This is a genomic window from Pedobacter antarcticus, from assembly GCF_900103515.1.
Classification (GTDB): Bacteria; Bacteroidota; Bacteroidia; order Sphingobacteriales; family Sphingobacteriaceae; genus Pedobacter; species Pedobacter antarcticus.
Genome location: NZ_FNGZ01000004.1, coordinates 1 through 19673, shown reverse-complemented (window position 1 = coordinate 19673; position 19673 = coordinate 1). Strand labels below are relative to the sequence as shown.

Genomic DNA, 19673 nt, shown 5'->3' with positions numbered 1-19673 from the left:
ATTATTCTATCTCGTAGCGCTCCATTTTACTGTAAAGCGTTTTTCTATCGATATTTAACAGCTTTGCAGCTTTTGATTTATTGTATTTAACCTTAATCAGCGTCTCTATGATCAGGGTTTTCTCATTACTTTCATTGATTGCTTTTAAATCTGAACCACCGGGTTTAGGACTTTGCTTGATTGCAAGGATCATTTCATCCGGAAGCGATTCCATTTCAGCGGTATCTCCCGGCGTCAGTAATACCATTCTTTTGATTACATTTTTAAGCTCCCTTAAGTTACCCGGCCAGTCATAATTTAATAAAAGTGATTTAACGGCTGGCGCCAGGTGCTTTACATTACGATCAAGTTCCTTATTAGAAAGTTTAATAAAATGTTCAATGAAAAGCTCCAGATCTTTATCCCGCTCTCTTAAGGCAGGTAAAAGGATTTTAAACTCATTTAGACGATGATACAGATCTTCTCTGAATTCTCCCTGCTGGATGCTGTTCAGCAGGTCATCATTGGTCGCTGTGATAATTCTGACATCTACTGGAATCCTTTTATTACTGCCCAGCGGCTGTATAATCCGTTCCTGTAGTGCCCTCAGTAATTTTACCTGTACTTCGTAACTCAGATTTCCGACTTCGTCAAGGAATAACGTTCCGCCATCGGCGGCTTCGAATTGTCCTTTTTTATCACTAACAGCTCCAGTAAAGGCACCTTTAACATGGCCAAATAATTCACTTGCAGCGAGATCTTTAGAAAGGGCACCGCAGTCTATTGCTATAAACGGTTTGCCATTTCTTTTACTCTGTGTGTGTACAGTACGTGCAGCATATTCTTTTCCCGTACCACTTTCACCCTGTATAATTACAGACATGTCAGTGGGAGCAACCAGGTCAATATGTGCATATAATTTATCTGCTGTAGCACTTTTACCTTTAATAAAATCGCTATGTTCAACAGTATCTTTAGTATCTGGAATATCTTTCTTATCTAATGCCGAATTAATAATCATCAGCAGTTCGTCAGGGTTGACAGGCTTGGTGATATAATCCATTGCGCCAAGCTGAATAGATTTAACTGCTGTACGAACATCATTGAAGCTTGTCATGATTACAATCGGACTGTGCAGTCCTTTTTCTCTGACATGCGCTAAAATATCAAAACCGTTTCCGTCAGGTAAACGGTAATCTATAAGCAGTAACTGGAATTCATCCTGGGAAAGTAATTTGAATGCATTTTTGACATCATGGACGATGACCGGTTCATGGCCGTGCTTTTTAAGAAAGCCTTCCAGTAGTTGTGAGAACGTGAGGTCATCTTCTATAATTAGTATTTTCGCCATGATTATCCGCTTTGATATTACGGCAAAAATACAAAAGCCGGAGAACTTCCGGCTTTTATATCATTATATTTTAATAAAATGGATAAGGTTATTGAATAACTGTACCGTCTTGTCCAACTTTAAGGAAAGCAACTTCATTTCCTTTTTTCACATCTACTTGATAATAAGTAGACTTATCAGCATTGGTAATTAAAAATGCGGTAGTAGGCACCCAGTCTTTATAAGCATCAGCTTTCAGGGTAGTTTGTACTGGCTGTGGTAATTCTTCCAGTTTAACCGGTACTTTAGCTGAACTATCTTGCTGTACTGTAATCGCTAACGGCGATTTAATTTCATTTGCATTAACGGTTGAAACTCCTGCGAATACTAAAAGGGCTGCTGATAAAATGAAATTTTTCATAGTGATATGTTTTAAATTTATAAATATGTTATAGTTAATTCTGATAAGACATGTTTCAAAATAATGCCAGCGTGCCATTATTTATTAATTCCGTTGATTATCAGTATTTTGAGTGTTATCTAAAGATCATATAGGTGCCGACTTTCTCCACACTTTGCCCTTTTAACAGGCATTTTATAGCCAATATTGACTATTACGCTGACTATTGCCCTTTCAAATTCTGTTGTCTGTGAAAGAAATAGAAGAATATAATACGGGATATTGTGCGCTGCAGGTAATGAAACTGTTGTATTTCAACAATAACTAAATCTTTTCTTAGCTTTGTATCTATATGTTGTCTAAGAAAACAAAATACGCCATTAAAGCTCTGGTGGCTTTAGGCAAGAATGTCGAAAATCCTCCTATGCAAATTGTCAAACTTGCTGAGCAGGAGATGATTCCAAGGAAATTTCTGGAACAGATTTTATTGGATTTGCGTAATGCAGGCTACTTATACAGTAAAAAAGGAGCCGGCGGCGGGTACAATCTTAATAAGGATGCAGCTGATATTTATCTGGCAGATATTCTGAGAATTACGGACGGGCCTATTGCAATGGTTCCCTGTGCGAGTCTAAAATTCTACAGAAAATGCGATGAATGCCACGATGAAAAAACATGTGGAATACGTAAAACTTTTATTGATGTCCGGGATGCTACCCTTGAAGTTTTGTCTAAAACCTCTGTAGCAGACGTGATTGCGCGTGAATTAAACGGAGAAGAAGGATTTTAAAATTATTTCTGAATAAAAGACCAGTAAATCGATAGACTTTGTTATATTTGTGTTAACGGACATATATAATCACAAAAATCTAGCTACTTATGGTCTTAAATCAAATCAAAAACAATCAACTCGAACCTCGGATTACGCTACTTGGTGCAGGACCTGGTGATCCCGATTTGATCAGTCTTAAAGGTGTTAAAGCATTGCAGAGTGCTGATGTGGTTTTATACGATGCACTTGTGAATGAAGCATTACTCAATCATGCACCAGAAAAAGCAATCAAAATTTTTGTAGGAAACAGAACTGGCGATGAGGCTTTTTCCCAGCAGGCTGTAAACCAGCTTATGGTAGATTACGCACTCAACTACGGTCATGTGGTACGCTTGAAAAGCGGAGATCCTTTTGTATTTGCCAGAGGCTACGAGGAGGTTGATTTCGCGGAATCTTATAGCATTGAAACTTCAATAATTCCTGGTATCTCCAGTGCAACAGGAGTTCCTGGTTTACACAAAATCCCAATGATCTATCGTGAATTGAGCGAAAGTTTCTGGGTTCTGTCCGGGGTAAATACCCGCGGCGAAATTTCAGCTGACTTAACCGGAGCCGCGAAATCTGACGCAACGGTTGTGGTTTTAATGGGAATTGAGAAAATTAGGGAAATTGCTGAGGTATTCAGAAAAGAAGGTAAAGAAAGACTTCCGGTAGCTGTGATTGAAAATGGCTCCACAGTAGATGAGCATATTCTCGTTGGTGTGGTAGACACGATAGCAGAACTGGTAGAGGATCATAAAATATCTTCCCCGGCCTTACTTGTATTTGGCAATGTCGTTTCGCTGCATCCGTCCTTTAACAGAATTCGTGATTTCTATGCGATACTCGCTGACGCTTAATTTGATTTATTGAAGAAATAATCCGTTTACAACTATATAATATTTAAAACCAGGTAGAAATATCTGGTTTTTTTATTTTATAATAAGCTCTATTCTTAACTTTGATTACCGGGCCTGGGAACTATTCTTTAATACAGTTCGCGCCTTGCCGTCAGGCGGGACAATAATTCTCCGGTTTTACGTTTTAAGACTAATTATAACATACTATGAATACAAGACAGAATAAATTGATGATGCGTGCTGCTTTAAGTACTGTATTTGCCTTTGGACTGGGGTTTAGCGCTTTTGCACAGCAGAATAACAACTGGCAGAACCAGGATTTGAAACAAGATACCGTATTTGGAATCAGTACAGAAAAAGCATATAAAGAACTATTGAAAGGAAAGAAAGCCGTTCCTGTGATTGTCGGCGTACTGGACGGTGGTGTGGAGACTACACACGAAGACCTTAAAAGTGTAATCTGGACCAATAAAAAAGAAGTTGCAGGAAATGTAAAGGACGATGATAAAAACGGCTATATAGATGATGTACATGGTTGGAACTTTCTGGGATCGGCGAAAGGCTCTGTGGACCACGAAACGCTTGAATTGACAAGAATATTAAGAAGAGATTCTGCGAAGTTTGATAAGCAGACTGCACAAACCGTAAAAGCAGAAGACCTGCCCGCGTTCGAAGCTTATCAGAAAGCTAAAACAGATTTCGACAAACAGAAAGACGAAGCAGAGAACGCTGTTGCTAATATTTCAGCTTTAAAAGGTGTGTTGGACGAAATGGTGAAAAAGATGGGTAAAGACAACCCGGATCAGGCAGATTTCAAAAATGTTCAGACACAAACAGGTATGGAAGACCGGCTTAAAGGTATTATGGTGAGCCAGTTGGAAAATACGACTTATAAAGATTTTTACGAATCACAGATTAAGAAAGGATTAGATCATTATCAGAAACAATTAGCATACAATCTGAATATGAATTATGATCCGCGTCCGGAGCTTGTCGGCGATAATTATGCAGATAGCAAAGAGCGTTTCTATGGTAATAATGATGTAGCCGGGCCTGATGCCAGTCACGGTACACATGTTTCCGGTATTATTGCGGCAGACCGTACTAACAACCTCGGTATAAAAGGCGTTGCAGACCATGTGCAGATTATGGGTGTGCGTAGTGTTCCGGACGGAGATGAAAGAGATAAAGATGTAGCTAATGCAATCCGCTATGCTGTAGAGAATGGCGCGAAGGTATTAAACATGAGTTTTGGTAAAGCATATTCCTGGGATAAAAAAGCAGTCGATGATGCGGTAAAATATGCAATGTCAAAAGATGTGCTTATCATTCAGGCTGCAGGAAATGATAATAAGAACCTGGATGTAGAGAAAAGCTTTCCGGATCGCAGATATGAAGGTGGTGGAATTGCCGATGCTTATATAGTAGTCGGTGCTTCGGGGCCTAAAGATGACAAGACACTTAAAGCTTCTTTCTCTAACTATGGTAAAACAACAGTTGACGTATTTGCACCAGGTGTGCAGATTTACTCGACTGTTCCGGGCTCTAAATATGAGGCTTATAATGGTACGAGTATGGCTTCTCCGGTAGTTGCAGGTTTAGCATCGCTAATCAGGTCATACTATCCTAAGCTGAAAGCTGCTCAGGTAAAAGAGATCATTATGAAGACCGTAACAAAAGTCAATCATGATGTGGAGATCAGTGGTGAAGAAGGAGAAGAGGCTAAAGTTGTGCCTTTTGCAGAGCTATCTATCAGCGGTGGGATCGTTAATGCTTATGAAGCACTTAAGCTTGCAGCGAGCTATAAATAACCCCCCCTGTTCATTTCATTTAAACAAAAGAACCCTTCCAGACGGAAGGGTTCTTTTGTTTATTTTTTTGTATAATTACAATATGATAACCCTGTATTACCATGACTAATGAACTCCTTTTTCATTCGTCACCACTCCCCATGTGGGTGTATGATCGTATCTCTCTGAAGTTTCTGCTGGTTAATGATGCTGCAGTTAGAGTATATGGGTACAGCTTAGCAGAATTCCTGCAAATGGAGGTTAACGAGCTTTGGTCCGGCAATGACGATAATTTGTCGGCTATTCAGTTTGGCGAGCGTAAACAGCAGCAGATTCATACCACTAAAGGCGGTGAAAATCTTGTTGTATTACTGCATCTGAGCGACATCGATGCACCAATTAAAAATGCTGTTTTAGTTACGATCTCAAGCATCCGGCCATTACCATTAAAGCAAATTGAACTAGGGCAGCAGGAGCGTAAGTTCATGGAAATGGTACAAGACGGGGGCGATATGATCGCTGTTGTCGGCGTAGATCTCAGGTACATTTATCTCAATCCGACCTTATTGAAATTTCTCGGTAAAGATGCCATGGCAGAACAATTTATCGGGCACTCCTCATTACAATATGTCGATAAGCGGGACCATGAAAAACTACTTAAATATTTTGAAAATATCTATTCTTTTGACAGGATCAGGCTTGAACCTCTAAGATGTAAAAATCTTGCAGGCGATACATTCTGGGTAGAAACGTTGTTGGTTAATTTAACTGAAGATCCTGCAATTGGCGGATATCTATGCAGTTTCAGGGACGTCACTGCACGCGTTAAAAATGAAGCAGCGCTTCGGGAAAGTGCAGAACGATACGAGATTGTTTCTAAGGCGACCAGTGATACAATCTGGGACTGGAATCTATTGACAGGGAAAATACACTGGAATAAAGGGATTAAGGGAATCTTTGGTTATAAAGACCTTATTGAAAATACCACCAGCAGTGAATGGTGGGCAAATCAGATTCATCCTGAAGACCGGGAGCGTGTTACACATAACATGAAACAGCATATTATAAACCGGATTGCGAGGTGGAAGGAAGAATATAGATTTTGCTGTTCGGACGGGTCATATAAATTTGTGCTTGACCGTGGTTTTATGGTCTTTGACGGCCAGGGTGCATCTGTCCGGATGATTTGTAGTATGCAAGACATCTCCCAGCGTAAACAGGAAGAAGAGTGGTCAAGGTTGCTTGAATCAGTTGTAATTAATGCTACAGATGCCGTTTTAATCTGTACCGGCAATGTAGAGGGCAGTGGTCAGGCAATTATTTATGTCAACGAAGCATTTACCCGTATGTCTGGGTATCATAAAAATGAACTGTTAGGTGCCTCTCCAAGAATATCACAAGGGCCGGAAACAGACAGGGATGAAATTAGAAAACTCAGTGCGGCGATAGCGAATAAGGTACCCTGTGAGATCGAGGTAATCAACTATACCAAGCAGGGGAAGGAATATTGGGTTAGCCAGAGTAATGCACCCATCGCCGACGAAAGCGGCAAGGTGACACACTGGATATCTATACAACGGGATATCACCCAGAATAAAATGCACCTGAGAGAAATCGAGGAGCAGAATAAGAAATTTAAGGAAATTGCCTGGATACAATCTCATCTGGTGCGGGCGCCACTTGCCAGGGTCATGGGACTAGTCGATTTGCTTAAGAATTTCGAACCCGGCGATGATAAAGAAGAATTGTTGTTGCATCTGGAAAACTCAGCGAAAGAACTGGATGCTATTATTATAAATATAGCCGATAAGACCCCATCGCACGACAGCTGAATTAACCAATTAGTTAAAAGTTAGCGAAAACTTTTTGGTCAATCTGGCATTTATTAATTAACTCCATCTTTTCCAGTGTGTATTCCTGCGCCTTTCCATAATTTTTTAAATCCGAATAAACTTTGATCAGGAGGTTATAAATCATAATAGGGTTTAAAGCAATGTCATTACGTCTAAACATAGCAAGTCCATCTGCAGAATAGCTTAACACACGCACGTAATCTTTTTTAGAGTATGCCTGCTGTGCCTTCAACATTGATATAATAGCTTCCTGATATCTGCTTAAACGCATGTCTTTTTTCTGCAGATACTCCTCAATAAGAGTTTCACCCTGTTTGATATATTTAACAGACTTTGACTGTGCAAGAAACAACCCGTAAAGGAATATCAAATAGTTGCTGAAAACAGTTTTACCTCTGTTGTCATCAGCGTGTACCTTTAATATTTCCTGTAACATATCTGCACCGGATTCAGGATCACCTGTAAGCAGGTTGATAAATAGCAGATAGACATAACCGATACACACCTTTGTATTCATTATCTGGCCTTTTTCGATATTGAACGGGTTTTTTCCGTTTTTCAGATCTGTTATTTGTTGCAGCAGAGTCGGATCTTTAACAGGTGTACCATTCAGAATAGCAAGAATAACCTGTAATGAGCGTGCACGATGAAACATCCAAGTTGAATCCTCATAATTACTTAATATTTCGATATTGTTCTTGATGGAGACTTTATCAAGACGGCAAAAATCGATAATCCCCAAAATAGCGTAATACGTAATCAGGTGGTCCTGGTTTTTAGTAATGCTAATGAACGCAAGAATAGACTCTCTATAGCAGGAGTCAATGAAGTCAAAATTATTGAGCTTGGAGATCACATAATCATGGAATTTCTGCTTTTCCAGTGTTTCCAGCAAAGCAGAATCAGATTTTGACCTGTATTTAATTTCTTCAGCTACAAAAAGTAGCAGATAATTCAATTCAAAACTCACCAAGTTTATTTCAAGCAATTGACGCAACCCGTTGAAATTGTTGGTGATAATCAGAAATCTGGCAGTCCATTGCAAAAGCTGGAACCTGACGTTGCTTCCTTCGTACTCCTTATTGATGAAATTGAAAAACCCGCTGTTGGTTTGAAGATTGAATTTTTCCAGAATCTCAACAAATAAAAAATATTCAAATGTATGTGGGTGAAGAAAGCGCACATACTCCTTAGGGTGGGATTCATCTGCACTTTTCTCCTCCATTAAAATACCATCTGCAATGAGTTCCATATAAGCGTTACGGAACGACGATAATTCACTGAATAACTTATCTTTCTCAACGGATTTAGCGTTCTTTCCGTAATTGGTTAGTTTAATGATTTTTTTCAGGAAGAGAATCTTCTCTGTATAATAGTTTGAATGATAAATTTTTTCTTTAATAAAGCGCGATACAAGTTCGAAAAATGTGATGTTTGAGTAATAGCTGAAATCAGGATTTTCCTCTTTCAGCTGATAATACAATTGAATCTGGAAGGGATATTTAAGTTGGGCTTTCAGTGCGGGGCTAATTAAAACTGTTTGTTGCTCGTTCAGTTTAGAAACAATTGCGTCAACTTCTTTTTCTGAGAATGCAGGTACATTATTCATCTCATTCGCGTTGTAATGTTGCCCGGGAAACCAATGGTCCATTAGAAAGGAAGAATGCCGGATCCTGTCGTAAAAGCGAGTCCAGGTAGTGGACCGCATGCTTAATATCAGCTTGATATTCTTATAATCTTCGAGGGCGCAAATCAGGTTGATCAGGTTATCAAATATGCCGAACAGATCTTCCTTGAGCACGGGCATATCCGAAAAACCATCAATAATGAGAACAAATTTGCTGTTATTAATCTCGTGGGTTTTATTTATATAGTCGAGTATATTTTGTTTGTCGTTCAGCTGTAAATGAACTTGCAGCAGTTCATCTATATGAAGTCTTGCCAGCTCTTTACTGAAGAAATTATAGGCCTTTAAAAATAAAACTGTCGATTCTTTATAAGGAGCTTTTTCTGCATAAAACATCTCTTCAGCCAGGTGACTTAATGAGATTGTTTTGCCATATCCAGGCTGTGAAACCAGGCTGGTGAAAATAGTTTCGTTCTGATAGAATCTTTCAAAATCTTTTACAGCGTAGTCTCTGCTGATTGTGTATTGATATGGAATTCCTGACCTGTTTTTTATGGTCTTTAATGTAAACTGAGTTATTTTACTTGCTTTCTCTCTCAAACTTTTAAATTCTATAGCACATTTTTCAGCTTCCGGAATAATGAATTCGGTTACCTTAGCCATATCTACAAAATCCGCGAGGGTGGTGAGGGTGAAATTTGAGAATTTATGTTTGACGACTGCAAATCCGAATAGTCTTTTAATAGTAGTCTCACTCACATTTTTGTTGAGCTCTCTACTAATTTCTATTGAGATCCTTTTACAATCCGCGGGCGTGACATACCGTATTCCGCATTTGGAGAGAATTAAGCCTTTTAGCTCATTGAGTTGTTGACCGTATTCCATACAAGAGTGATAATTTTTGATATTTATTCTTTAGCCATTAGATAATAAATGGCGTATTATGGAAACCAATATACACATATGTGTTTAAAATGAACAAGAGGTATTTAATATTTATCCGTCATTCTATAAAAACATCTACTAATTTATACTTAATAGGTTAATTATTTAACTATGAGCGCTATATTATATGTTTCCGAATGAATAATGAATGAAATGAACAAATTTAACTCTTAGTTTCCTTATGTTTAATGAACAAAAGGAACATGAAGAATACAGTTCCTTAACCTTTAGAATATATTAAGGATGGGAACGTGATTTATCTTTTTTTTTACTGCTGAAGCAAAAGCAATTTTCTCCTATACGTTTAAAGAAAATGAAAAAGCTAATTTTGCCTGATAAATTAAAATTATGAAGCATACTGCCGACCAGATCGAATCAATAGCCCTCACACTGTTACCCGGATTTATACCAAAAGATCAGAAAGAAACTACGTTGTCCTTTCATTTCACCCTGCCTCCAAATTCCAGTTTTAAAGTTTTTTTTGAGCGCGATGTTAAGCTTAACTGGCAATTTATCCGCTACCAGGAAGTATCCGATAAGATGTAAAGCAAAAATTGCCCATAATGTGGAAAATGATGCATATCGTCTATGAACCAAATAATGGCTATAATGTTTTGAAAATAGCCTATCGAAAATATTACAGTTCTTAGACGATAATAGACGGTGTTATGTAATATTTTTAAGACAATGTTTTTATTAGGGTATAATAATTGCACAAGTATTGAAATTTACTATGAATTACACCATAAACTCTAATCTTTCTGCAGGTTATGCCGGGGGGTATCGGATTCAATCGAATCTGAACAATAAATTTTTTGAGAATTTAGCTGAGCGCGCTGCAGTTAAATTTGGAATGACTGCAGCGATCATTAATTTTGTTAATTCCGGAATAGAAAGAGGCCCCCAGGACCAAAAAGCATCTAATTCGTTTGTTATAGCACTCAGAGAAGATGCCTTTACATTAATGTCTGATGATGTACAAGCAGTTATCCGGCTAACCAACCCATTACTTGCTGCGGAGAGGGGAATCCGGTTTTACGCGACATCACCTGTTTATTCAGAAGAACGCCTGATCATAGGCATGCTGTGCCTGATCGATTATCAGACAAAGGATTTTACCAGTAAAGAACAATTCGAACTTGATGAAATTGCAGATGCTGTCGGTATAGAAATAAATGCTCTGAGAAGAAATAACTCTCCGGGCACTGCCATCGGCCAGCAGTAGGTATTACTAAGCGGGCAAACCTTCTCTTTTCAAGATGTACTGGAAAATCCCTTCAATTGGTTTTTGCAGGATATGCCCGATATGAAGATTATTTTTTGCTCCTATTTGACGCAGTATGTCCTGATAATACCAGGATATCGAGCCCACGAAATGGCAGGTTAATCTTTCATAGTCCTTGAAATCTTTGATATTCACGTCTATAAACTCCTGAAATCCATTTTCCAGTATAGTATGAATAAATGGATGATTTTGGTTGTCTGCCATAAACCTGCTGAAAGTAGCCAGGTAAGTGTTGGGAAACGGACGCTGGTAGACAGCGGTAATGACTTCCTCTTTTTCAATAGGGTACATCTCTTTGAAGCGCAGACTAAGCTCCTTTGGCATCTGGCCATATAAATAGCTGGATAGCATTTTTCTACCGAAATAAGTTCCGGAACCTTCATCTCCCAAAAGGTAGCCTAATCCATGATTGCCGTCCCGGGTGGCTGCGCCGTCATAGTAAGAAACATTAGATCCTGTTCCAAGGATACAGACCAGACCTTCCTCGTCTCCACATGTTGCATAAGCTGAACCAATCAGATCGTTCTCCACGCAAATGAAAGCGCTGGTAAAGAACGATGATAGTCCATTCGATACGACCTCATGCTTGTCAGGAGAAGAGCACCCAGAGCCATAAAAATAAATTTCTCTGACCCGGTCTCTCAGATTTTCCAATTCTTTCACCTCTGACAGAATTTTGAAAATATCCTGTGCATTTAAAAAATACGGATTGATACCCTTGGTCTCAAAACTGATAATATTCCCCTGGTGATAACCTCTCCAGTCAGTTTTAGACGATCCGCTGTCAGCAACTAAAATCATGTCCTAAATTAAACATATTATTGAACATTTAAAGTTCCGCTGATTTCTTTCAGGCTGATTTCTGTAAGCTTGGCCTGGTATCTTGCGTCCAGATACCTGGTAATCGCATTGATTGAATTACGCTGAGCTTCACGGAGCTCAAGCGGCGTGATACTGCCGAGCCTGTATTTTTCGAATGTAATATCCAGATTTTGTCTGGCTAGTTCTGTGTTGCCGGTTTCCACTTTGAGCAGGTCCAGGTTAGTTCTGTAGTTCTCAAAGCTGGACAGTAACATTGAATTTACCGTCTGGCGGGTCTGTGCGAGTGTAAGAGCTGCTGTTTGAATCTCTACTTTCGCATTACGCTCGTTTTGCCGCTGCAGGAAGCCGTTAAAGATGTTCAGGTTAGCTGTAACACCATATGTCATTCCATTAGCTCTGAACTTCTGATTAAAGCCCGTAGGACTAGTGCTGTTGGAAAATTCGTATCCGCCGTTCAAAGCAACTACCGGGTAGCGCTGGCCTTTAACAACTTTTAGATTTAGTGCAGCGATTTTATTGCTGACCATTGCGCTCTGGAGATTAGGATTGAGTTCCTGGGTCATCCTGTCCAGCTCTGCATATTTGAGTCCTTCATCTATATCGAGATTATTTCCAACTACAAAAGGGGTTTTCAGGTCCCTGGCCATAATCTCATTCAAAGTTATTTTAGACGTTCTCAGGATATTGATCTGCTGCAGATAGGTTGTTGTGTCTGTATTGTAATCTACCTGTGCAGTTAATACATCCAGTTTTGAACCACGTCCGATTTTTAGTTTGTTGCTCGCAATCGTAACTCTCAGCCTGGAGATATCCAGCGCAGTGTCTGTAGCGACAACAAGTTTTTGCTGCCTCACAATAGCATAGTAGGCAGACACGACGTCTGATATCGTACTTAAGATAGTCGCCTTTGCATTAATCTCTCCCTGTTGCTGCAGTGCTTTCAGCCGGTCATGATTGGCAAACATTTGTAAACCATCGAAAATTGTCCATCCCAGACCCACACCATAGTTCATATTAGTACTTCTGGCACCATCAACTTTTCTTTCTGGTCCGGTGGCGGGTGTTTGCACAGAATTCTGCCTGCCACCTCCTTTACTGAAGTTTCCGGTTAGATTGGGTAACATTCCGGCATTACCTACATTATTATTGTTTTTGGCGATCTCCACCTGATTTTGTACCAGACGGATATCATAGTTGTTTTGCAGTGCGATCGTAATCGCGTCCCGCAGACTCAGGGTATCCTGGGCATAAGATTGCTGAAAGCCGAAAACAGCCATAACCAGCAGAATCTGAAATATTTTTTTGCTCATCTTGCTCATATTAAACTGAAGATTTTTCATCCTCTTCCAGGGCTGCCTTTAAAGAGCGCTCCAGCTCTGTGTTCTGTTTGTGTTCTTTAGACCAGTAAGAATAGATCGAAGGAATTACAAATAAGGTAAGTACCAGGGAGAAAGTAGTTCCACCGACAATTACAATACCCATACCCATTCTGCTTTTCGCAGCTGCACCAAGGGCGAGGGCAATTGGTAAGGCACCGATTGCAATAGCAAGACTGGTCATTAGAATAGGCCTTAACCTGGAAACTGAAGCTTCTCTGATTGCTTCCTGCACATTTTTTCCTTCTTCTTTAAGCTGATTGGCAAATTCCACGATCAGAATACCATTTTTGGTAACCAGACCAATCAGCATGATTGTTCCGATCTGACTGAAGATGTTCCAGCTCTGGCCAAATAACCATAGCGACAGAAATGCACCAGCGACAGCCATAGGAACGGTAAGAATAATAATAATTGGATCTTTAAAGCTCTCAAATTGAGCAGATAAAATCAAATAAACCAATAATAAAGCTAATCCGAAAGCGAACATCGTATTCGAAGAACTTTCCTTGAAATCCCTTGATTCACCACCTAAATCGGTCGAGAATGTTTCATCCAGAACTTTGTCACGGATTCTGTCCATGGCTTCAATACCATCTCCTATACTTTTACCGGGTGCAAGACCTGCCGATACCGTAGCTGCTATGAAACGGTTATTTCGGTAGAGCTGTGGTGGGCTGCTCTCTTCATTAGAAGAGACAAGGTTGTCAATCTGAATGAGCTCGCCTTTATCACTTCTCACGTAGACAGAGCTTAGGTCAAGCGGGTCTTTACGGTTTCCGCGGTCAAACTGTCCGATTACCTGATACTGTTTGCCGTTCATAAAGAAATAAGAGAAACGCTGCCCGCTTAGTCCGAGTTGTAAAGTTTGTGCGATATCTGTTACCGAAACGCCGAGGTTCCTTGCTTTATCACGATCAATAGTCAGGTTGATTTCAGGTTTATTGAATTTTAGATTCACATCGGATACTGTAAAAGTAGGATCCTTGCTTACTTCCTCCATAAACTGAGGTACTTTATCTCGCAGTTTGTCAAAATTTTGTGCCTGAATTATGTAATTGATCGGCAGACCGCCACGACGCCCAACAGAAATCGTTGGCTGCTGCGTAACCAGTACTTTACCTTCTGTATATTTTTTGGTGATACGGGTAAGCTGTGCAGCAATTTCTTCCTGAGAACGGTCCCTGTCCCCCGGATCTGTCAGACCCATTCTCACAAACCCACTGTTGGTCGCACCCGATCCGCCGAAACCAGGAGAAGTAATGGTAATTAATACTTTTTTCTCCGGAACAGAATCCTCTACCATTTTAGCGATCTTCATGATAAATTCATCTGTATAATCGTAAGATGAACCTTCAGGAGTCGTAATATTCATATTGATAGCACTTCGGTCATCATAAGGAGCCGTTTCTTTAGGCAGCACTTTCCAGAACAATACAATCAGTCCGACACAGGCAACCAGAATAGGAATGGCAAGCCACTTCTTACGCAGGAACTTCTCCAGGTTTAATGCATAGTTATCATTCAATGCAACAAAATAAGGCTCAGTCCAGTTATAAAAACGTGATTTTACGTGGCCCGTACTTTTCATCAGGTAAGCATTCAGCATCGGTGTAAGCGTGAGCGAAACGAATGCTGAAATCAGTACTGCGGCCCCGATGACTATTCCGAATTCCCGAAAAAGCCGCCCGACAAATCCCTGCAGGAAAATAACCGGAAGAAATACAGCGGCAAGGGTTACTGAAATAGAAATAACGGCAAAAAAGATTTCGTTTGCACCCTTAATTGCTGCCTCGAAAGGTGAATAGCCCTCTTCGACCTTTTTAAAGATATTTTCCGTAACCACAATCCCGTCATCCACCACCAGGCCTGTTGCCAGTACAATCGCCAGTAAACTCAATACGTTGATCGAGAAACCGAAAATATACATGATAAAAAAGGTGAATACCAGAGAGACCGGTATATCGATCAAAGGCCGGAATGCAATTGCCCAGTCCCTGAAGAAAAGGTAAATAATTAAGATTACCAGTACCAGGGAAAGTAAGATTGTTTCGGCAACTTCTGTTACCGAACTTTTAATAAACCGGGTATTGTCCAGTGAGATATTCAATGTGATATCTTTTGGACTTTCTTCCTTTAACTGTTCGTAACGTTTTTCGAACTCTTTGGAGATATCCAGATAGTTAGCTCCCGGCTGTGGAATCAGGGCTACAGCAACCATGGGTTTTCCAGATTCTCTCAGGATGGTTTCCTCATTTTCCGGGCCTAATTCTGCGTATCCTACGTCTTTTAATTTAATAACGTTATTCAGGTCATTTTTAAGGATAAGATTGTTGAACTCACTTTCGTTAGTCAGTTTTCCTAAAGTTTTAACCGTTAGCTCCGTATTGGCACCCGTAATTTTTCCTGATGGAAGCTCCACGTTTTCTTTATCAAGTGCAGCAACAATATCCTGGGAAGTTAAACCGTAGGCCGACAGTTTACCCGGATCGATCCGGATACGCATAGCATATTTCTTTTGTCCCTGGATCTGTACTCCGCTGACTCCGGGAATTGTCTGAATTCTTTCGGCGATAACGTTTTCGGCATAATCACTTAATTCAAGTTGATTACGCTGATCACTCTGGATGGTCATGGTAATAATCGCATCGGAGTTCGCATCTGCCTTGCTTACTACAGGATTACCGTCAATATCTTTTGGAAGTGAGCGGCTCGCCTGGGATACCTTATCCCTAACGTCATTAGCTGCCTCTTCTATGTTTTTATCAAGATTGAATTCGACTGTAATGTTACTTGTTCCCTGGTTACTGGACGAAGAAATATTCCGGATCCCATCGATACCGTTGATCGCCTTTTCCAGGGGTTCGGTGATCTGCGATTCAATAATATCTGAATTTGCTCCCGGATAAGAAGTTCTTACCGATACAACCGTTGGGTCGATATTGGGGTACTCCCTTACGCCAAGGAAATTGTAACCGATAACCCCGAAAAGCAGGATCATCAGGTTCATTACAATGGCCAGAACCGGCCGTTTTATACTTGTGGTTGAAATACTCATTTGTCAGGTGCTATTTTTGTTTAACCAGTGTAACATGAACAGCTGCATCATCTTTCAAGGATAATGCTCCGGAGGTTAGCACGGTATCACCTACGCTTAAGCCTGAAGTTATCAGGATATTCTGGTCCGTCCGTGTTCCGGAATGTACCTCTACCTGTTTTGCTTTACCATTTTTAGTTATAAAAACTGTTTTACCTTTCAGTACCGGGATAATAGCCTGGTTAGGTATCATAATCGCGTCTTCAATCTTATCCAGTGTAAGTGATATTTTCGCAAATGACCCCGGACGTAATTCCTGATGTGCATTCTGGGCTAAAGCCTTGATCTGAAGAGTTCTCGTTTGTGAGTTGATGCCCGGTTCAATGGCAAATACTTTTCCAGTATACATATGGTTTGAACCATCGGTACGGAAAGTAACAGTTGCGCCGTTTTTAATTTGCGCCATATATTTTTCAGGAACCGAAAAGTTGATTTTAACAGGGTTGGTATTCAGTAAATTTGCGATGATGGTGGTCGGAGTAATATATTCCCCCTGTGAGATTGATCTTAAGCCTATTTTTCCGCTGAAAGGTGCAAGGATACTGGTTTTTGCCAGCTGCGCACGAATCAGTTGTGCTTGTGCCTGCAGAGATTTCAGATCTGCGAGAGCGGTATCATATTCCTCCTGGCTAATTGCCCCTTTATCCAGCAATTGTCTGGCGCGACCTTCATTAGTTGCAGACAGGTTTTGTTTAGTTAGTGATTCCTGCAACTGGGCCTGTATATCTCTGTCATTAATTTTAACGAGTAAAGAACCCTTCGTAACCTGGCCACCTTCAGTAAAATAAATTCCGGTTACCAGACCGGAAACTTCTGACTGCAATGCGACCGCTTCGTTCGCTTCTATTGTTCCTGTCACCTCCAGATTATCGGCAAAAGGAGCAGGCTGAACAACGACACCCGTTACATTCAGGGCAGGGGCTTTACCACCGGATGCACCACCTCCATTAGAAGACGCACCTATTTTTTGATTAGCGGAAATCCGGTAATAGATGAGATAAGCGACACCAGCAACAAGCAGCGTATAAATAAGATATTTAAGTTTCATAATTGATTTTACGGAAGTATGAGAAAACAAAAATATTCAAATAAGTTCTCCTCCGGAGCTTGTATTAAGTATGTTACAGCTTATTATTTATTTTAAATGGCCGGCATTAGCATATGTTTTAAATTTGCCGCAAAAGAATCAAATATGTTGTTGAGAAAATTGACTTTGGGAATGATGATGATCCTTTCCCCTTTTTTTGCTGCAAAAGCGCAGTTAAAAATTAATTACGAACTGAGCTTTAAGGAGCCGCAAGCACATTATGCGGAAGTACAAATGGAACTTTCGGGTTTGAGTAAAGAGTTTGTAGATGTGAAGATGCCAGCATGGGCGCCGGGTTCTTATCTGATCCGTGAGTTTGCGAAAAATGTAGAAGGTTTTAAGGCTAATGCTGCAGGCAAGGCACTTAAAGCAGAAAAAATTAATAAGAATACCTGGAGGGTATATACCTCGGGAGCGAAGAACCTTAAAGTTAATTACAGTGTTTATGCTTTTGAAGTTTCTGTAAGAACCTCATTTGTAGATGATTCTCATGCATTCATTTCTCCAACCGGGATCTTTATGTATCCGGATGGAAGCCTGGCATCGTCGAGCACTGTGCAGGTTGTGCCTTTTCATACCTGGTCTAAAGTGTCTACAGGCCTGGAGCCGGTAGCAGGAAAGAAATTTACTTATACTGCCTCAGATTATGACGTACTGTTCGACAGCCCGATTGAAATTGGTAATCAGGATATTTTTGAATTTACGGCTGCCGGTGTAAAACATGAAGTTGCAATGTATGGCGGCGGAAATTATGATGCAGAGAAATTGAAGGTTGATATGGCTAAAATTGTGGAACAGGGCACAGCTATCTATGGTGAAAATCCAAATAAGCATTATACTTTCATCGTACATAACTTCCAGCGTGGCGGTGGCGGACTGGAGCACCTGAACTCGACGGTTCTGGGTGCAAGCAGAGATGCCTATACTACAGAAGCAGGTTATAAAGGCTTCTTAAACCTGGTTGCGCATGAATATTATCATTTATGGAATGTGAAACGTCTGCGTCCGGTAGCATTAGGTCCGTTTGATTACGAAAGCGAAAATTACACAACTAACCTCTGGATTTCAGAGGGATTTACAGCTTACTATGAGAATAAGCTGATGCTCCGTTCTGGTTTGTGGACGAACCAGGAGTTTGTCTCTACACTGGCAGATGCAATCACTGCAGTTGTGAACACACCCGGTGCAAAAATTCAAAGTGCTTCAGAAGCCAGTTTCGATTCCTGGATCAAATTCTACAGACCGAATGAAAACTCCGCTAACACAACCGTTTCCTATTACAGCAAAGGGGAGTTAATCGGCTTACTAATGGACATTGAGATTGCTCAGGCCACCAAAGGGGCGAAAAGCCTTGACGACGTAATGAAGGCTATGTACGAGAAAGTTAAAGCTGAAGGTAAAGGATACACTGACGCTGAATTTAAGGCTATGGCTGAAAAGATCAGCGGCATTAGCCTGACAGATTTCTACAGCAAATATATTTACGGTACGGCACCAATCGAATATCAGAAGTACCTGGCTTATGCAGGCATCACAATTAAAGATGAAAATGCAGGAAAACAAATTCCATACCTTGGCATCTCCAACAGAATCATAGAAGGCAGGAACTTTATTAGCTCAGTATCCAGAAACTCTGCTGCCTGGACCGATGGTCTGAATGTCAATGATGAAGTCATCAGCATTGATGGCTTGCCCGCAGAAAGAAATATTAATCAGATGATTGTCCAGAACAAAAAAGTTGGAGACATCATCCAAATTAAAGTACTTCGTGACGGTCTGGAAAAAGACTTTAGCATTAAACTGAAATCCAGCCCTAACGTTAAATTGAGTGCAGAACTCAATCCAAAAGCTACAGCAGCCCAAAAAGCTGTCTGGAAACGTTGGACAGGTGTATAAAACCCTGACCCAGAAAAATACAACCAAAAATCAGTTCAAAAACGCCGGTCCTCAAAAAGGAGACCGGCGTTTTACTTGAATAGAATTTAGTTTATAACTACACTCCTGCGGGTTTCATAGCACCAACACTAAGACCATATTCTAGCATGCTACGAATAAAGACAGGTCAAATTATTTCTTTTGTCTTATCCTGAAATGGCTATACAGTTTACTGAATTAATTTTAGATAGACTATACACGCAAATTTGTTATTCCTGTATCAATTATACAAGTTGCTTTTCATTTGGTTTGCACCATTTAGGTTTCCATCTTTTTTTCAATGGCCCGTGTTTCAGGTGTGCCTGCTCTGGAGTTAGATAATCACAACTAGCATGGGGCCTTAATTGATTATAGGTTTGGATATTTTCTCTTATCTTTTGGGTAGTTTCCCTAAAACCAACTTTTGAGCTATGCAAATCAAATTCTGATTTTAGTATCCCGTTTACCCTTTCTGCAATGGCATTTTCATAAGGACT

Annotated in this window: 15 protein-coding genes; 7 read left to right on the top strand and 8 right to left on the bottom strand. The window is 40.2% G+C overall.

Features of this window, described 5'->3' with window-relative positions:
* Window position 1: 1 nt before the first annotated feature.
* On the bottom strand, window positions 2–1330 hold the full coding sequence (locus BLR53_RS09980; RefSeq protein ID WP_037441545.1) for a sigma-54-dependent transcriptional regulator: 1329 nt from the start codon (window positions 1328–1330) through the stop codon (window positions 2–4).
* 88 nt (window positions 1331–1418) lie between these two features.
* Window positions 1419–1730 carry a hypothetical protein gene (locus BLR53_RS09975; RefSeq protein WP_037441547.1) on the bottom strand — a complete coding sequence of 104 codons (312 nt, stop codon included), beginning with the start codon at window positions 1728–1730 and terminating at the stop codon, window positions 1419–1421.
* A 331-nt stretch (window positions 1731–2061) separates the two neighbouring features.
* On the opposite strand from BLR53_RS09975, the gene BLR53_RS09970 reads away from it, so the two are divergent.
* The 4 genes from BLR53_RS09970 to BLR53_RS09955 all read left to right on the top strand — a co-directional run bounded on the left by BLR53_RS09970 (window position 2062) and on the right by BLR53_RS09955 (window position 7002).
* Window positions 2062–2499, top strand: coding sequence for an RrF2 family transcriptional regulator (locus BLR53_RS09970; RefSeq protein ID WP_037441549.1), 438 nt, complete (start codon window positions 2062–2064; stop codon window positions 2497–2499).
* Window positions 2500–2588: 89 nt separating this feature from the next.
* Window positions 2589–3380 (top strand): uroporphyrinogen-III C-methyltransferase, encoded by a 792-nt coding sequence (gene cobA, locus BLR53_RS09965; protein WP_074589321.1) that lies wholly within the window; start codon window positions 2589–2591, stop codon window positions 3378–3380.
* Between the two features lie 206 nt (window positions 3381–3586).
* Window positions 3587–5191: a S8 family peptidase gene (locus tag BLR53_RS09960; protein ID WP_074589318.1), complete on the top strand. Its 1605-nt coding sequence runs from the start codon at window positions 3587–3589 to the stop codon at window positions 5189–5191.
* Window positions 5192–5292: 101 nt separating this feature from the next.
* Complete coding sequence (locus BLR53_RS09955) at window positions 5293–7002, top strand: PAS domain-containing protein (RefSeq protein ID WP_083332046.1); 1710 nt, start codon at window positions 5293–5295, stop codon at window positions 7000–7002.
* A 13-nt stretch (window positions 7003–7015) separates the two neighbouring features.
* On the opposite strand, the gene BLR53_RS09950 is transcribed toward BLR53_RS09955, so the two are convergent.
* Entirely contained in the window at window positions 7016–9535 is a 2520-nt protein-coding gene (locus BLR53_RS09950; protein WP_074589314.1) for an NACHT domain-containing protein, read from the bottom strand.
* A gap of 408 nt (window positions 9536–9943) precedes the next feature.
* Here BLR53_RS09950 and BLR53_RS09945 point away from each other — a divergent pair, with 408 nt between their 5' ends.
* Both BLR53_RS09945 and BLR53_RS09940 read left to right on the top strand, forming a co-directional pair.
* Window positions 9944–10141 (top strand): hypothetical protein, encoded by a 198-nt coding sequence (locus BLR53_RS09945; RefSeq protein ID WP_037442861.1) that lies wholly within the window; start codon window positions 9944–9946, stop codon window positions 10139–10141.
* Window positions 10142–10328: 187 nt separating this feature from the next.
* Window positions 10329–10820 carry a GAF domain-containing protein gene (locus BLR53_RS09940; RefSeq protein ID WP_037442863.1) on the top strand — a complete coding sequence of 164 codons (492 nt, stop codon included), beginning with the start codon at window positions 10329–10331 and terminating at the stop codon, window positions 10818–10820.
* Between the two features lie 6 nt (window positions 10821–10826).
* On the opposite strand, the gene BLR53_RS09935 is transcribed toward BLR53_RS09940, so the two are convergent.
* Genes BLR53_RS09935 through BLR53_RS09920 form a run of 4 tightly spaced genes read right to left on the bottom strand, consistent with a single transcriptional unit; the run spans window position 10827 to window position 17223 of the window.
* Window positions 10827–11681: an N-acetylglucosamine kinase gene (locus tag BLR53_RS09935; RefSeq protein WP_037442865.1), complete on the bottom strand. Its 855-nt coding sequence runs from the start codon at window positions 11679–11681 to the stop codon at window positions 10827–10829.
* 17 nt (window positions 11682–11698) lie between these two features.
* Window positions 11699–13012, bottom strand: a complete 1314-nt coding sequence (locus BLR53_RS09930) for a TolC family protein (RefSeq protein ID WP_074589783.1) — start codon at window positions 13010–13012, stop codon at window positions 11699–11701.
* Window positions 13013–13022: 10 nt separating this feature from the next.
* Window positions 13023–16136, bottom strand: a complete 3114-nt coding sequence (locus tag BLR53_RS09925) for an efflux RND transporter permease subunit (protein WP_074589312.1) — start codon at window positions 16134–16136, stop codon at window positions 13023–13025.
* Between the two features lie 10 nt (window positions 16137–16146).
* Complete coding sequence (locus BLR53_RS09920) at window positions 16147–17223, bottom strand: efflux RND transporter periplasmic adaptor subunit (RefSeq protein ID WP_037442869.1); 1077 nt, start codon at window positions 17221–17223, stop codon at window positions 16147–16149.
* 144 nt (window positions 17224–17367) lie between these two features.
* Here BLR53_RS09920 and BLR53_RS09915 point away from each other — a divergent pair, with 144 nt between their 5' ends.
* Window positions 17368–19158 (top strand): M61 family metallopeptidase, encoded by a 1791-nt coding sequence (locus BLR53_RS09915; RefSeq protein ID WP_074589781.1) that lies wholly within the window; start codon window positions 17368–17370, stop codon window positions 19156–19158.
* Window positions 19159–19421: 263 nt separating this feature from the next.
* On the opposite strand, the gene BLR53_RS09910 is transcribed toward BLR53_RS09915, so the two are convergent.
* Window positions 19422–19673: integrase core domain-containing protein (locus BLR53_RS09910; protein ID WP_143007859.1), on the bottom strand; the 252-nt coding region annotated here is incomplete at its 5' end.